We start from the raw sequence: 13291 nt of genomic DNA, 5'->3' as shown, positions 1-13291 counted from the left end.
CTTGGACGACTTAGAACTTCATACCGACGCCGAAGGTGACGCGGTTGTCCTTGGACTTGACGTTGCCGAGGGCGCCGAAGTCCTTGTCGCCGTAGTCGGTGTAGCGGTACTCGACGCGGCCGAACACATTGTCGGTGATCTTGATGTCGCTGCCGACACCGGCCGTCCAGCCGAGCATCGCCTTGCTCTCGTCGGTGGCGGTGAAGGAATCCGTGATCTTCTGGTTCTTCGCGGCGAGACCGCCGGTGCCATAGAGCAGGATCTCGGGGGTGACGGAATAGCCGAGGCGAGCGCGCAGCGAGCCCTCGAGGCCGCCCTTGGCGTTGATGCCGAGGCTGTCGCCCTTCACACCATTATAGCCGATATCGGCTTCAGCGCCGTAGACGAAGTTCTCCTGCTGCCACTGATAGCCGCCGAAGACGCCGCCGATGAAGCCCTTGGTCTTCACGTTTACGCCGGCGTCGCGCGCATCGGCATGGCCGCTGAAGCCGTAACCGACGCTGATACCGGCATAGGGACCGGCCCAGGAAGCGACGGGGAGTTCGGCGACCGGGGCGGGGGCCGGCGGCTCTTCCGAAACCACGTCCGCGGCATAGGCGGTACCGCCGAGGGCGAAGAGCCCGAGCGCAACCGCCAGCGGCCGCGCAAACTTGAGATTGGCTTGCATTGTTGTTTACTCCTTAAGCCACAAGACACGAGGCTTTTTATGTTCATGAATGCCCCGGCCCGTCCGGGGGGATAAACGGGCCTGGCGTTCAACGGTTCCGAATGTCGTGCTGAAATGCGGCTGAAGCGAACCTGAACTTGGGTCATTCCCCGGCGCGAATGAGGCCGAAACTTGACGTTGCATCTTCGCAACAGCGAATGTCAGCAGGCTAATCATGTTGCGCTGCACACCGCTTGGTTCAAGGGGTCCGGCGGCATATATTGAATTATGACGGACCCGAATCCGGGCCGGGCAAGCGTGCGTGCCGGCCGCTTCGCCACATTCCCGCCCCAGGTGGAAATGGTGTTTAACACCTTGGTCCGTCATATTGTGCCGGCTTCCCGGAATCGTGAAGCCGATTGAGGATTGACAACATGAAAGAAGCCGCTGGCGTGGCGCTGGTGACGGGTGGGGCGAGAAGGATCGGCAGGGCTATCGTCGAGGATCTGGCCGGGCACGGCTTTGCCGTCGCCATCCATGCCAACCGTTCGGGAGCCGAGGCCGAGGCCCTGGCCGATCGCATCAGGAGCGAGGGCGGCCGCGCCGCCGTGGTTGCTGCCGACCTCACCGACATGGACGCCGTCGGCGATCTCGTCGGCCGATCCGAGGCCGCCCTCGGCCCGGTCACGCTGCTCGTCAACAACGCCTCTTTATTCGTTGACGACCGCGTCGAGGAGTTCGACTGGCAGGCCTGGGACCGCCACTTCGCCATCCATGTGAAGACCCCGGCGCTTCTGGCGCGGAACTTCGCTCGTGCGCTGCCGGGCGGCGCCGAGGGGTTGATCGTCAACATAATCGACCAGCGCGTCTGGCGGCCGACGCCGCGCTACTTCTCCTATGCGCTGTCGAAATCGGCCCTGTGGACGCAGACGCAAATGCTAGCGCAGGCGCTTGGACCCCGCATCCGCGTCAACGCCATCGGCCCTGGCCCGACGCTCAAGAACAAGCGCCAGGACGACGACGATTTCGAAAGCCAAGTCGAGGGCCTGATCCTGAAGCGCGGCCCGCAATTGTCGGAATTCGGCGCCACCATCCGCTATCTCTGGGAAGCGCGCTCGGTGACCGGCCAGATGATCGCGCTCGATGGCGGCCAGCATCTTGCGTGGCAGACGCCCGATGTGACAGGCATGGTGGAATGAGTCCCGCCCAAAAACACAGACAAAACGCCGCCGACGATCTACCGCCCGATGTCGACCCAGATATCGACATTGAGGATGAGGCGGCGGAGGAGATCGTCGAACCGGAGGCGCCTCCCGCCGGTCCCGACGTCGCCTTCACGGCGATCGACTGGACGCCGCACGCGGGCGACGCCGACGGCATGGTCGGCGCCGAGGTGATCCAGACCTTCGTCAAGCGGCTGCCCAACCAGCCCGGCGTCTACCGCATGATGAACGCCACTGGCGACGTGCTCTATGTCGGTAAGGCGCGCAGCCTGAAGAAGCGCGTCACCAACTATGCCCAGGGGCGCTTCCACACCGCCCGCATCGGCCGCATGGTGCGCGAGACGGCGACGATGGAGTTCGTCGTCACCCGCACCGAGATCGAGGCGCTGCTGCTCGAGGCGAACCTCATCAAGCGGCTGCGCCCCCGCTTCAACGTCTTGATGCGGGATGACAAGTCGTTCCCCTACATCCTGCTCACCGGCGATCATGTTTCGCCCGGCATCTACAAGCATCGCGGTGCGCGCTCGCGCAAAGGTGATTATTTCGGTCCCTTCGCTTCGGCCGGCGCGGTCGGGCGCACCATCAACTCGCTGCAGCGCGCCTTCCTGCTCAGAAGTTGCACGGACTCCTTCTACGAGAACCGCACGCGGCCCTGCCTGCTCTACCAGATCAAGCGCTGCGCCGGCCCCTGCACCGGCGAGATCTCGCATCAGGGCTATGCCGAGCTGGTCGCCGAGGCGAAGGACTTTCTTTCGGGCCGCAGCCAGAAGGTGAAGACCGAGATTTCGGCCGCCATGCAGCAGGCGTCCGAGGCGCTCGATTTCGAGCGCGCCGCCATCTACCGTGATCGCCTGGCGGCGCTCTCGCATGTGCAGGCGCATCAGGGCATCAACCCGCAGACGGTCGAGGAGGCGGACGTCTTCGCCATCCACCAGGAAGGCGGCCAGACCTGCATTCAGGTGTTCTTCTTCCGCACCGGCCAGAACTGGGGCAACCGCGCCTATTTCCCCAAGGCCGATCCGGCGCTGGAGCCGGCCGAGGTGCTGGGCTCGTTCCTGGCGCAGTTCTATGACGACAAACTGCCGGCGCGGGCGCTGCTTCTCTCCCAGGCGGTGCAGGAGCAGGAGCTGCTTGCCGAGGCGCTGTCGACCCGCGCCGGGCGCAGGATAGCGATCTCGGTGCCGCGGCGCGGCGAGAAGAAGGATCTGACCGACCACGCATTGCAGAACGCGCGCGAGGCGCTCGGCCGCAGGCTGGCGGAAACCTCGACGCAGGCGCGGCTGCTGCAGGGCTTCGCCGAGACCTTCGGCCTGCAGAAGCCGCCGGTGCGCGTCGAGGTCTACGACAATTCGCACATCATGGGCACCAATGCGGTCGGCGCCATGGTCGTCGCCGGGCCGGAAGGTTTTGTGAAGAACCAGTACCGGAAGTTCAACATCCGCTCGACCGAGATCACGCCGGGCGACGATTTCGGCATGATGCGCGAGGTGATGGAGCGGCGTTTCTCGCGGCTGCTGAGGGAGCACGGCGACGCCAAATCTTCGGGCGTGGCGGACGCGGAAGCCGAGGACGGTGCTGCCGAGGACCTCGTCGAGGGAGCCGGCGGCTTCCCGGCCTGGCCCGACGTCATCCTGATCGACGGCGGCCAGGGCCAGATGACGGCGGTGCGCAAGATCCTGTCCGATCTCGGCATCGAGGATCGCGTCGCGGCAATAGGCATCGCCAAGGGCCAGGACCGCGACGCGGGGCGCGAGCGCTTCTTCGTCAAGGGCAGGGAGAGCTTCATGCTGCCGGTGCGCGATCCGGTGCTCTATTTCGTCCAGCGCCTGCGCGACGAGGTGCACCGCTTCGCCATCGGCTCGCACCGCGCCCGCCGCAAGAAGGAGATGGTGAAAAGCCCGCTCGACGAGATCGCCGGCATCGGCCCCGGCCGCAAGCGCGCGCTGCTGCTCGCATTCGGCACCGCCAAGGCCGTCAGCCGCGCCGCGATCGAGGACCTGGTCAAGGTCGACGGCATTTCGGAGCACGTGGCGAAGCTGGTCTACAACCATTTTCATGACAGTTGACCATTCTTGCGCCAATTTTCATCTGACCAATCGAATCTCGCCTGTTGACCCCCCACATCGGCTTCTGATTTGAGTACGGGAGGCGGAGAAGAGTTCCCGATCAGACAATGGCCCAGCGCGCTTTCAACCTGCCGAACATCCTCACCTACGCCCGCATCGTCGCGGTGCCGCTGGTGGTGCTGTGCTTTTTCCTCGAAGGCCATCTGAAGTCGTCCGACTTCGCCCGCTGGTCGGCGCTGGTCATCTTCCTGCTTGCCTCCATCACCGACTATTTCGACGGCTATTTCGCGCGCGCCTGGCAACAGACCTCCAACATCGGCAAGATGCTGGACCCAATCGCCGACAAGCTCCTGGTCGCCACCTGCCTGCTGCTTTTGGCCGCCGACACCGACCGCCATGCCGGCATCGCTGGCTGGTCGCTCTGGGCGGCGATCATCATCCTCTGCCGTGAGATCCTGGTCTCGGGCCTGCGCGAATATCTGGCCGCGCTGAAGGTTTCGGTGCCGGTGACGCAGCTCGCCAAATGGAAAACCACCATCCAGATGGTCGCCATCGCTTTCCTGCTTGTCGGCCCGGCCGGCGACAAGATCTTCCCGCTGACCACCCAGATCGGGCTGGTCCTGCTGTGGATCGCGGCGCTCGTCACCCTCTACACCGGCTACGATTATTTCCGCGCCGGCCTGAAGCACATCATGGACGAGTGAGATGCGTCTTATCTATTTTGCCTGGGTACGCGAGCGGATCGGCAAGCCGGAAGAGGATGTCGATCTGCCGGCCGGCATCGAGACGGTGGCCGACCTATTACGCTGGCTGAAGTCGCGCGGCGAGGAATACGAAAACGCGCTGCAATATCCGGACGTCATCCGCGTCGCCATCAACCAGGAACATGTCGACCACCGCGAGAAAATCGCGGGCGCGCGCGAGATCGCGCTGTTCCCGCCGATGACCGGAGGCTGAGATGGCGGGCGCTGTCGTGCCGGCCATCCGCGTCCAGCGCGAGGATTTCGACGTCGCCGCCGAGATTGCCGCACTGACCAAAGGCCGCGCCGATATCGGCGCCGTGGTGACGTTCTCAGGTCTCTGCCGGGATGAAGCGGGCACGCTGTTGGCCCTCGAGCTCGAGCATTATCCAGGCATGGCAGAGGCCGAGATCGGCCGCATCGCCGCCGAGGCCATTGAGCGCTGGCCGCTGCAGGGGCTCACCGTCATCCACCGCCACGGCAAGATCGCGCCGGGCGAGAATATCGTGCTGGTTGTGGCGGCCTCCGCGCACCGGCAGGCGGCCTTCGAGGCAGCGAATTTCCTGATGGATTATCTGAAGTCGCGCGCGCCCTTCTGGAAGAAGGAGCATCGCTCCGACGGCTCCGAAGGCGGCTGGGTCGAGGCAAAGGAGGCCGACGACGAAGCTGCCGGCCGCTGGAAGACGCCAGGCGGATAAACTCCGGCCGCGGTCATTGATTGACCGCAATCCGTCCCGACCTTGCAAACCGGTTGATTTGCTTGGCGGAGCAATCTCATGCTGGACAGGATTGCGGAATTCTTCATCTTCGGCCTCGTGCCGCTGGTGGTCGGCGTGCTTGCCGTGCCGGAGCTGACCAGTGCCGCCGAAAAGACGATTGCCGGCGAGGCGACCTATCACGAGCGCATCGCGCTGCCGCCCGATGCGGTGCTTTCGGTCGAGCTCGCCGATGTTTCGCTGGCCGATGCGCCGGCGACGATCATCGGCCAGCGCAAGATCGTGCCGGCCGGCCAGGTGCCGATCAAATTCGAGATCAGCTTCGATCCTCAGGCGATCAAGCCGGGCAGAACCTATGCGCTGCAGGCCCGCATCACCGTCGACGACCGGCTGCTGTTTGTCACCGACACCCGCCACCAGGTCGATCCGCTGGATGGCAAGCCTCAGACCGTCGTGCTGAAAATGGCTGCGCCCGCCGCCGAACCGGACGCCGCGGCCTTGTACGGCCAGAGTTGGCTCGTCGAATATATCGACGGCATCGGCGCGATCGCCGAGCCGCGGGCGACGTTCCGCATCAGCGAGGCCGGCAAGGCCGGCGGCAACGGCCCGTGCAATACCTACTTCGCCACCGCCACGGTGGCAGGGCACAGGATCGCCATCGGCGACATCGGCTCGACTCGCATGGCCTGCGCACAGGATGTCATGGTTGAGGAGAAGGCCCTGTTCGACGCGCTGACCAAGGCTGTTTCCTACCGGATCGACGCCGGCAAGCTCACAATCGCCGACAAGGACGGCCGCGACATCCTGCGCTTCAGCGCCGCGAGCTGAGGCCGCGCCGACCTTTGAGACGTCGCGTCGGCCAATATCCCGCGATCTCCCGGAATAATCCGCACTGCGGACGCGTTACCTCTCATATGGCGGGCAGGCAAAACCGCCGGACCGAATGCGCGGCTCGATCTGGCCACTCAAAGGAGACCAGAAATGAAAAAGCACGCGCTCATCCTCGCTGCCGCGGGTGTATCGCTGATTGCCTTCGCCGGCATTGCGAAGGCGGATGACCATCTGTTCAATGCCACACAGCATGGCCTCAGTCTTGACAGCCAGCCCTACCAGACCAACAAGGCCGGCCACAGCGGCGATCTTGCGCCTGGGCAGGGCAGTCCGTTCACCGGCGAGGAGACCAAGACGCCGGCGACCGACACGGACGCGGCAAATCTCAATGCCAATGTGAAAGAGCGTCAGGCGAAGTGACGTCAACGAAGTAACGTCATACCCCCCGCAGCGAAGGCTAAGCGGCGGTGCAGAACTTTCGATGCCGGCAGGAAAACGCCCCTGCCGGACATCCCCCCATTGTCGGCAGATTGGCCACCGAAGCGTCCTGCTGGCTCTGCAACGCTGCGGATTGACGAACGCCGCACCCGCTGTCGTTTGGATGGAGGTCACCATGAAACGCACATCAATACGAGCGGCGGTCGGGCTGACTGCTGCAATGCTGATAGCGGGAGGCGCAAGCGCCGCTCAGGCCGCATCGGTTGTCAATGTCTCGCTGTGGGACAAAGGCGCGACGACACCGATGTCGATCGGGCTCGCTTATGCGATGCCAAGCGTCGATACCGCCAAGGCGACCATGGGCATCAAGGTTTCGCCCCCAGAAGTGAAGGCCGGAAAAGTCACATTCAATGTGAAGAATGACTCCAAGGACAGGGTCCACGAAATGATCGTCATCCACCTTGCAAATCCCGGCCTGCAGCTTCCGTACATCAACGCCCAGAACCGCGTTGAAGAAGACAAGGCCGGCGACAACGGCGAGGTGTCGGACCTCAAACCCGGCGCGTCAGGCACGTTGAGGGTCAATCTCAAGGCTGGAAAGTATCTGCTGATCTGCAACCAGCCAGGTCACTATGCAGCCGGCATGTGGACCGAATTCACAGTTGATCCGTAGGCCCGGCTTTAATGGCGTCTGCCTGCCGGCGGAGCAGGTCGCCATCAACCAGCTAGCGCGCAACAGTTCCAGGCATCGAACAGTCGAATGCAGGGGAGCCTGGCTGGGTATAGGAAACGAGTCTGGGCCGCGCGGGCAGCCCTGCGATCTCCAGAAGCAGCTTTCGACGGATCGCTGCTGCAAACATGGCGAGATCGTCAATTCCGATCACGAATGCGCCCGGCCCGCCGATGACGCAATTCTCGTAGTACGAGGAAAGATATCGCGGGGGAAAGGATTGATAGCTGTTGGAGCCTTCATGCGGCAGAGACACTGGCAGGCCGTTGATGGTGATCCCCAGGCCCGTCAGCATCTCCCGTATGGGCCGCACCGGCAAGCCGGCATTGTTTGGGCCATCGCCGGATATGTCGATTACCCTGCGCTCGCCCGCCACCTGGATGTGCGCGAACAGGCCGGCTGCCGCCAGCAGCCCACCGGAAATGGAGGTACCCGCTTCCGCGACGATCGGCTTTGCGGAGAGGGCATCAGCGAAGCGCTTTGCATCCTCTGCACTGCCGACAATCGTCCATGGCAGGACGACACGTTGATATTTTGGCCCGGCCCATTCCAGGTAAGAAACAGCAATCGCGCCGCGCCCGCCCGATGCGATGGCCCGTTCAAGGTCGGGGTGGCGGAATGCGCTGATATAGCCGTCGCGTTGAACCCGCTGCTCGGCGAGACTCATCGAGGAAGAGACGTCGACGGCAAGCACTAGTTCGAGGTCGACGTCGGGTTTTCGGAGCCCGCCGGCCGCTGTTGGCGAGCAGGGGCTGCTGACAAGGAGCGACAGGACCAAGAGACATCCTGTCGGCCTCGATCTCTTGGGCGGGGCGAGTCTGTTCTTCCAGCCTAACATTGCTGCCATCCGTCGCGGCGCGGCGCCATACGGTTCGGCAATCGGATAAGGAAATCTGCGCTGGCAGACGGATGCGCGCTTCACCCGAACGGGTGAGGGCATCAATCAGGGTTTTGAAGGCACTCGCAAGCGCGACAGCAGTGCCGCGAGCTCGGCCTGGCGATGCGTTCCCGTTTTGTCGAGGATTGCCCTCAGCTGGGTTCGGGCGGTTTCGTGGCCGATCGCCAATCGCTCGCTCGCCGCCTCGATCCCGCAGCCGGTGGCGAGGCTGGAAGCCAGTCGCGCTTCGGCCGGGGTCAGTTGGAAAGCATGCCGGAGCAACCACGCCGGCGGCGCCCGTTCGCTGACAGGATCGGTGAAGCAAAGCAGAAAGTCGCCGCCATTGAACAGATCGTGCACGAATGACGTCATCGGCACGATCTCGGCCAGTAGCCAGAACGACCCGTCACGGGTGATGACGGCCGGCTCGCTCTGGAACGCTTTGTCCCGCGCACTGGAAACGGCCGCACCAATCATGCGCTGCAGGCTGGAATCGCTCTCTCGGTCGGCTGCATGGATGCGGCCATGGCGGATCATGAGACCGGAACCGAACAGGGCATCTGCATGTACATTGGAACGCGTCACGCCGCCGCGGCAGTCGAGCAGCGCCGCAGCGCAATTGAACTGGTCGAGCACGGCCAATGCCGGGTCGAGCGAAACATCCCAGATCTTCTCGGCCAGACTGATGATGCGGATCAGGTCCGGTGCCACGCGCAGAAAATGGTCGGCCTCGGATGTGTCAAAGGGGTCGCTCCTTGTGGCATCACGGTACATCGACAGGACCCATTTGCGTCGCCTGACCGGGAAGACAACGGCGGCCCACAACTCGCGATGCCCCGGACGGGCTATCTCCTGATAATAGGGCAGGAGCTTTCTTTCCTCCGGCGTGGAGATTTCGTCTTCGACAGTAAAGTAGGGCGCCGGTTTCGGCAGCCGCGGCTCCCTTTCCGGATGCGGGTCGGGCGCGTCTCGGGCATTCTCGACCCAGAGCTCCGTGAATTCAGCGTGCTCCAGTGAGTCCGGCGTCGGTCTGGTTCGCTTGCGTTGATCGCTGCGGAACGGATGCGTGTTATCGTGGGTGCGGATAGCGCAACTCGTCACGCCCAGGGAATCGGCCAGGTTTTGCAAGGCCCGCGGCCACCGCCCAAATTCGAAGGCGGCGTCGTAGCAATCCTCGATCGCGGACGCGATTCCCCGGTTGGCAGCCATTTGACTGACCTTCGTAATGGACGGGCTACCGCGCATTCATATTAGCACAGGCACACGGGTGCGAAAAATCACAAGCAAACAAGGCGATGCAGCGGCGCGGCCGTAGTCAAAGTACGATGTTCTCGGGAGTGAGTGGTGAATCACGGCCTTCGTCGTTCCATTGCAAATTCATGGCATCGCCGTTTCGACGCGCCTGCCAACTTCCTCCAGCCGATTGACCGGGATGGCGGAAGCACCTAGTTTGCCGGTGCAAAAATGGGGATGGGGTTCCCCCGAAACCGCCCGAGCGTTTCGTATTTGGGCCGATGACTCCTGCCAGGCGTGCTTTCGCGCGGCAGGATTTGTTTTTCCGCTCGCAACATGCCTGTTTTCATGAGGTGATTCCTTAAGTGGAATCGCATTTGGAAAGGCATTTGAAGCGATGACCCTTGCGGCTTGCGCCCTGGTCCTGGTCGGTGGTTTCTTCGGCGGCATATCCCGCTTCTTTCTGTCGGGCCTTGTCGGCCGCAGCGTCGGCGAGACCTTTCCCTGGGGCACCCTGGTGGTCAACGTCTCCGGCGCGCTCGCCATCGGCGCCTTCGCCGGCGCGGCGCGGATGGTCGGCGGCGTCTTTTCCACCGAATTCGTGCGCGACCTGATCGTGGTCGGCCTCTTCGGCGGCTACACCACGGTCTCGTCCTTCTGCCTGCAGACGCTGAACCTGGCGCTCGATGACGAGCGGCGGCTCGCCGTCTTCAACATCGTCGCTTCGTCGGCGCTTTGCGTGCTTGCGGTCGCCCTGGGCTTCCGGGCTGTCGTCTGGATGGCGGGGTAGGGCGTCATGTCCAGAAACGACAGGCAGACGGAGTTTCGCCTCTATCTCTCGGTCGGCTGCGGCGCGGCGATCGGCTCGCTGGTGCGCTTTCTCTCAGGCTACGTCGTCGTCTCGCTGCTGGGCTTGAGCGCGCTTTATGCCACTGCCTTCGTCAACGTGGTCGGCTCCCTTGTGATCATGTTCTTCGCTACGCTGACCCGGCCGGACGGGCGCCTGATGGTCGGCCCGGCCGGTCGCCAGTTCGTCACCGGCGGCTTCTGCGGCGGCCTCACCACCTTCTCGTCGATGAGCCTCGACACCTTCATCCTGCTTTTCGAGGGCGACCTCGGCCTCGCCACGACCTATCTTGTCAGTGTGGTGGTGCTGTCGCTTGCCTCGGCCTGGCTCGGCTATCTCATGGCAGCCAGGCTCAACCGCTTGCCGATCACCAGGTGACCAGGGAGGAGAACATGGAACTTCCCAGCCAATGCGTGCTGCTCAGGATATTCTTCGGCGAGGACGACAGGGCAGCCGACGGCATGCCGTTGCACGAGGCGATCGTCATCAAGGCGCGAGAGACCGGCATGGCGGGCGCGACCGTGCTCAGGGGACCGCTCGGCTTCGGCCGCTCGAGCGTGCTCCACACCGCCAAGATCCTGCGGCTGTCGCAGGATCTGCCAATCGTCGTCGAGATCGTCGACGCGCCGGAGAAGATCGATGCGCTGATCCCTGAGATCAAGGCGCTGACCATGAGCTGCCTGATCACCAAGGAGAAGGTCGAGGTCATCCGCTACGGTGAAGGGAATTGAGCTCGGCCGACCGATCAGCCATGGCGAAGACGGCGGCCGATCGCGTCTTCGTCGAAAATACCGGCGGAAAAGAGCTTCATGGCTTCGATCGCCAGCTCGGAGGCCTCGGGGCTGCCGCGGGCGATGCCCCGCTCCTCGCAGACCTGGTCATAGATACGCTTCAACAGGACGAGATCGTCCGGATAGGCAACGCCACTTTTGGAAACATGGGGTTTGATCATGCTTCCCTCCCTTCTCGCGGGCGGAAGCGCGATGGTCGCTCACAGCCGAAGACGCCCTTGTCACTTGTCGCCGGTTGAAGCGAATTAGGGCACCCGGCCGGCCTGCCCACCCCAGTGAAACAAAAAAGGCGGCCCGGGGCCGCCTTCATTGCAAGCCGAAGCTGCCGGCTCAGCCGACGATCTCGGTGTCGGAGAACCAGTAGCGGATCTCCTGCGCGGCGGTTTCCGGCGCGTCCGAGCCGTGCACCGAATTCTCGCCGATCGACAGCGCGTGGACCTTGCGGATGGTGCCCTCGGCGGCATTGGCCGGGTTGGTGGCGCCCATCACTTCGCGGTTCTTGGCGATGGCGTTCTCGCCCTCGAGCACCTGAACGACGGTCGGGCCCGACGACATGAACTCGACGAGCTCGCCGAAGAAAGGACGCTCCTTGTGGACGGCGTAGAAGCCTTCGGCCTCGCGGCGGCTCATCCACACGCGGCGCGATGCGATGACGCGCAGGCCTGCGTCTTCCAGCATCTTGGTGATGGCGCCGGTCAGATTGCGCTTGGTCGCATCCGGCTTGATCATGGAGAAGGTGCGTTCGATCGCCATTGGGTCGTCCTTGTTCTGGGAATGGAAATTGGAGTGGCGGGCTCTATACAAGCCGCCCGGCGGCTTGCCAAGGGGAGGCGGCTTCTGGTCAAGGCCGGCTCTTTGCGGGATAATTAGACGGCTGCGAGCGCGCTTCGCGTGCAGGTCGGGGCGTCGCGGCAGCGGAGCCGGAAGCGATGAACTGGCCTTACCTAAGACGCGGCGATGTCGCCGGCATCCTGTTGATGGCCGTGGTTCTCGCCGGGATCGTCTTGGTCCTGCTGTTCTTTCCACAGCGCGGGCAGCAGAATTTCGGCTTCGGCCCGGAATGGCAATGCGCGCGCATGGAAAAGGGTGACCCGATCTGCGTCAGGCTGGTCCAGAAGGATGAAGCGGGAAATCTCCCCCACAAGGGGGGAGATTAGCTCTCAAGCCGCGGCCGCAACCTGCCGGCCGATCCCGCCATGCAGGTCGAGACAGCGCTCGAACCACTGGGCCACGCTATCGCTCTCGTCGAGCAGCCGGTAGGGCGAGGCGATGCGCGCCCATTGCAGCGCCCCGAAGACGATGTAGTCGGCAAACAGCGGCGAGCTCCCGCCGATGAAGGGCTGGTAGGTCAGCATCGAGCGCAGCGGCTCCAGCGAGGCGCGGAAGCCTGCCAGTCCCGCATCGCGGCCCGCCACCACCTCTTCCAGCTTCTTGCCCAAGCGCTGCTCGCGATTCTCGCGGAAATACGCCGCGTTCGCCTCGTCCTGCATGCCATGCAGGTCGGTAAGCGCTACGCTTGTGACGTAGGGATGGATGGTGAGTTGCGACCAGCGCTCGATGAAGCGCGCCATCGCCTTGCCGCCTTCGCCGGCAAACAGCGTCGGCCGCTCCGGATAGGCCTCGTCGAGATAGAGCGCGATGGCGAAGGAATCGGCCACCACGCGGTCGCCGTCGCGGATCACCGGCACCGTCTTCGAGACGCCGCCTTCGACCTTCGGCACTTCCAGGAAGCGCGTCGGCATCTTGGTGGCGTCGAGTCCCTTGTGCGCCAGCGCCATCTTCGCCTTCCAGCAATGCGGGCTGAACGGGCGTTGGGTGTCGTGGCCGACAAGGTCATAGAAGAGAATGGTCATTGCGGTTCCTGCGGGTTACGAAGAGCCGGGATTCGTTGCGAGCCGGATGGAAGAATGAAACAGCATTTCATGATGTTTGCAGCCTACAATCAATGGGCCAACGGACGCATCTACGATGCCGCCGCCGACCTCAGCGAGGAGGAGCTCGCTCGCGACGTCGGCGCCTTCTTCGGCTCGATGCTTGGCACGCTCAACCATCTGCTCGTCACCGACCGCGTCTGGATGAAGCGCTTTACGGGCGAGGGCGACGCGCCCTCAAACCTTGCGACGATCCTCCATCGCGCCTTCCCAGGCTTGCGC

At 63.7% G+C, this 13291-nt stretch carries 19 protein-coding genes and 1 riboswitch; of the genes, 13 read left to right on the top strand and 6 right to left on the bottom strand.

Features of this window, described 5'->3' with window-relative positions:
* Positions 1-10: 10 nt before the first annotated feature.
* Positions 11-667, bottom strand: coding sequence for an outer membrane protein (locus tag EOA38_RS13180; protein WP_127299394.1), 657 nt, complete (start codon positions 665-667; stop codon positions 11-13).
* A gap of 413 nt (positions 668-1080) precedes the next feature.
* Between EOA38_RS13180 and EOA38_RS13175 the strand changes: the two genes are divergently transcribed.
* From EOA38_RS13175 to EOA38_RS13140, 8 genes are all read left to right on the top strand, one after another.
* Entirely contained in the window at positions 1081-1845 is a 765-nt protein-coding gene (locus tag EOA38_RS13175; protein ID WP_127299393.1) for an SDR family oxidoreductase, read from the top strand.
* Entirely contained in the window at positions 1842-3935 is a 2094-nt protein-coding gene (uvrC, locus tag EOA38_RS13170; protein WP_127299392.1) for an excinuclease ABC subunit UvrC, read from the top strand. The genes EOA38_RS13175 and uvrC overlap by 4 nt, the downstream gene beginning before the upstream one ends.
* Positions 3936-4042: 107 nt before the next feature.
* Positions 4043-4639, top strand: a complete 597-nt coding sequence (gene pgsA / locus EOA38_RS13165; protein WP_126095484.1) for a CDP-diacylglycerol--glycerol-3-phosphate 3-phosphatidyltransferase — start codon at positions 4043-4045, stop codon at positions 4637-4639.
* A gap of 1 nt (position 4640) precedes the next feature.
* On the top strand, positions 4641-4892 hold the full coding sequence (moaD, locus tag EOA38_RS13160; protein ID WP_127299391.1) for a molybdopterin converting factor subunit 1: 252 nt from the start codon (positions 4641-4643) through the stop codon (positions 4890-4892).
* A gap of 1 nt (position 4893) precedes the next feature.
* Positions 4894-5373, top strand: a complete 480-nt coding sequence (locus tag EOA38_RS13155) for a molybdenum cofactor biosynthesis protein MoaE (RefSeq protein ID WP_127299390.1) — start codon at positions 4894-4896, stop codon at positions 5371-5373.
* Positions 5374-5451: 78 nt separating this feature from the next.
* The gene (locus EOA38_RS13150; protein WP_127299389.1) at positions 5452-6219 is read left to right on the top strand and encodes a YbaY family lipoprotein; all 768 of its coding nucleotides are present in this window, start codon (positions 5452-5454) and stop codon (positions 6217-6219) included.
* Positions 6220-6372: 153 nt separating this feature from the next.
* Positions 6373-6642 (top strand): hypothetical protein, encoded by a 270-nt coding sequence (locus EOA38_RS13145; RefSeq protein WP_127299388.1) that lies wholly within the window; start codon positions 6373-6375, stop codon positions 6640-6642.
* A gap of 61 nt (positions 6643-6703) precedes the next feature.
* Complete coding sequence (locus tag EOA38_RS13140; protein WP_245480823.1) at positions 6704-7333, top strand: sulfocyanin-like copper-binding protein; 630 nt, start codon at positions 6704-6706, stop codon at positions 7331-7333.
* Positions 7334-7385: 52 nt separating this feature from the next.
* Here the strand turns inward: EOA38_RS13140 and EOA38_RS13135 are convergent, their stop codons facing one another.
* Entirely contained in the window at positions 7386-8168 is a 783-nt protein-coding gene (locus EOA38_RS13135) for a DUF1194 domain-containing protein (RefSeq protein WP_189434643.1), read from the bottom strand.
* Between the two features lie 165 nt (positions 8169-8333).
* Positions 8334-9476, bottom strand: a complete 1143-nt coding sequence (locus EOA38_RS13130; protein ID WP_126095478.1) for a response regulator transcription factor — start codon at positions 9474-9476, stop codon at positions 8334-8336.
* Between the two features lie 248 nt (positions 9477-9724).
* Positions 9725-9798: riboswitch (Fluoride riboswitch) on the top strand.
* 99 nt (positions 9799-9897) lie between these two features.
* Here EOA38_RS13130 and crcB (EOA38_RS13125) point away from each other — a divergent pair.
* Genes crcB (EOA38_RS13125) through EOA38_RS13115 form a run of 3 tightly spaced genes read left to right on the top strand, consistent with a single transcriptional unit; the run spans position 9898 to position 11078 of the window.
* A complete protein-coding gene (gene crcB, locus EOA38_RS13125; protein WP_127299386.1) occupies positions 9898-10290 on the top strand; it encodes a fluoride efflux transporter CrcB in 393 nt (130 codons plus the stop codon).
* A gap of 6 nt (positions 10291-10296) precedes the next feature.
* Complete coding sequence (crcB, locus tag EOA38_RS13120; protein WP_127299385.1) at positions 10297-10725, top strand: fluoride efflux transporter CrcB; 429 nt, start codon at positions 10297-10299, stop codon at positions 10723-10725.
* A 14-nt stretch (positions 10726-10739) separates the two neighbouring features.
* Positions 10740-11078 (top strand): DUF190 domain-containing protein, encoded by a 339-nt coding sequence (locus EOA38_RS13115; RefSeq protein ID WP_126095475.1) that lies wholly within the window; start codon positions 10740-10742, stop codon positions 11076-11078.
* Between the two features lie 14 nt (positions 11079-11092).
* Here the strand turns inward: EOA38_RS13115 and EOA38_RS13110 are convergent, their stop codons facing one another.
* On the bottom strand, positions 11093-11299 hold the full coding sequence (locus EOA38_RS13110; protein WP_126095474.1) for a hypothetical protein: 207 nt from the start codon (positions 11297-11299) through the stop codon (positions 11093-11095).
* Between the two features lie 169 nt (positions 11300-11468).
* Entirely contained in the window at positions 11469-11891 is a 423-nt protein-coding gene (ndk, locus tag EOA38_RS13105) for a nucleoside-diphosphate kinase (RefSeq protein ID WP_040972162.1), read from the bottom strand.
* 176 nt (positions 11892-12067) lie between these two features.
* On the opposite strand from ndk, the gene EOA38_RS13100 reads away from it, so the two are divergent.
* Positions 12068-12295, top strand: a complete 228-nt coding sequence (locus EOA38_RS13100) for a hypothetical protein (protein ID WP_127299384.1) — start codon at positions 12068-12070, stop codon at positions 12293-12295.
* 3 nt (positions 12296-12298) lie between these two features.
* On the opposite strand, the gene EOA38_RS13095 is transcribed toward EOA38_RS13100, so the two are convergent.
* A complete protein-coding gene (locus tag EOA38_RS13095; protein ID WP_127299383.1) occupies positions 12299-12991 on the bottom strand; it encodes a glutathione S-transferase family protein in 693 nt (230 codons plus the stop codon).
* Between the two features lie 54 nt (positions 12992-13045).
* On the opposite strand from EOA38_RS13095, the gene EOA38_RS13090 reads away from it, so the two are divergent.
* Positions 13046-13291 (top strand): DinB family protein (locus tag EOA38_RS13090; RefSeq protein ID WP_127299382.1); only part of this gene is annotated, 246 nt, incomplete at its 3' end.

Origin of the sequence: Mesorhizobium sp. M1E.F.Ca.ET.041.01.1.1, assembly GCF_003997355.1 — a bacterium.
In the GTDB taxonomy this organism is placed as follows: domain Bacteria; phylum Pseudomonadota; class Alphaproteobacteria; order Rhizobiales; family Rhizobiaceae; genus Mesorhizobium.
Note: the sequence above shows the minus strand (reverse complement) of the source record. Positions and strands in the feature narration are given on the sequence as shown.

Excerpts from the sequence above, each read along its gene's own strand:
- crcB (WP_127299385.1), top strand. The coding sequence starts at position 10,297 with ATGTCCAGAAACGACAGGCAGACGGAGTTTCGCCTCTATCTCTCGGTC.
- EOA38_RS13155 (WP_127299390.1), top strand. The coding sequence starts at position 4,894 with ATGGCGGGCGCTGTCGTGCCGGCCATCCGCGTCCAGCGCGAGGATTTC.
- crcB (WP_127299386.1), top strand. The coding sequence starts at position 9,898 with ATGACCCTTGCGGCTTGCGCCCTGGTCCTGGTCGGTGGTTTCTTCGGC.
- EOA38_RS13145 (WP_127299388.1), top strand. The coding sequence starts at position 6,373 with ATGAAAAAGCACGCGCTCATCCTCGCTGCCGCGGGTGTATCGCTGATT.
- pgsA (WP_126095484.1), top strand. The coding sequence starts at position 4,043 with ATGGCCCAGCGCGCTTTCAACCTGCCGAACATCCTCACCTACGCCCGC.
- EOA38_RS13150 (WP_127299389.1), top strand. The coding sequence starts at position 5,452 with ATGCTGGACAGGATTGCGGAATTCTTCATCTTCGGCCTCGTGCCGCTG.
- uvrC (WP_127299392.1), top strand. The coding sequence starts at position 1,842 with ATGAGTCCCGCCCAAAAACACAGACAAAACGCCGCCGACGATCTACCG.
- EOA38_RS13100 (WP_127299384.1), top strand. The coding sequence starts at position 12,068 with ATGAACTGGCCTTACCTAAGACGCGGCGATGTCGCCGGCATCCTGTTG.
- EOA38_RS13140 (WP_245480823.1), top strand. The coding sequence starts at position 6,704 with ATGCCGGCAGGAAAACGCCCCTGCCGGACATCCCCCCATTGTCGGCAG.
- EOA38_RS13110 (WP_126095474.1), bottom strand. The coding sequence starts at position 11,299 with ATGATCAAACCCCATGTTTCCAAAAGTGGCGTTGCCTATCCGGACGAT.
- EOA38_RS13115 (WP_126095475.1), top strand. The coding sequence starts at position 10,740 with ATGGAACTTCCCAGCCAATGCGTGCTGCTCAGGATATTCTTCGGCGAG.
- EOA38_RS13175 (WP_127299393.1), top strand. The coding sequence starts at position 1,081 with ATGAAAGAAGCCGCTGGCGTGGCGCTGGTGACGGGTGGGGCGAGAAGG.
- moaD (WP_127299391.1), top strand. The coding sequence starts at position 4,641 with ATGCGTCTTATCTATTTTGCCTGGGTACGCGAGCGGATCGGCAAGCCG.
- EOA38_RS13180 (WP_127299394.1), bottom strand. The coding sequence starts at position 667 with ATGCAAGCCAATCTCAAGTTTGCGCGGCCGCTGGCGGTTGCGCTCGGG.
- EOA38_RS13130 (WP_126095478.1), bottom strand. The coding sequence starts at position 9,476 with ATGGCTGCCAACCGGGGAATCGCGTCCGCGATCGAGGATTGCTACGAC.
- ndk (WP_040972162.1), bottom strand. The coding sequence starts at position 11,891 with ATGGCGATCGAACGCACCTTCTCCATGATCAAGCCGGATGCGACCAAG.
- EOA38_RS13095 (WP_127299383.1), bottom strand. The coding sequence starts at position 12,991 with ATGACCATTCTCTTCTATGACCTTGTCGGCCACGACACCCAACGCCCG.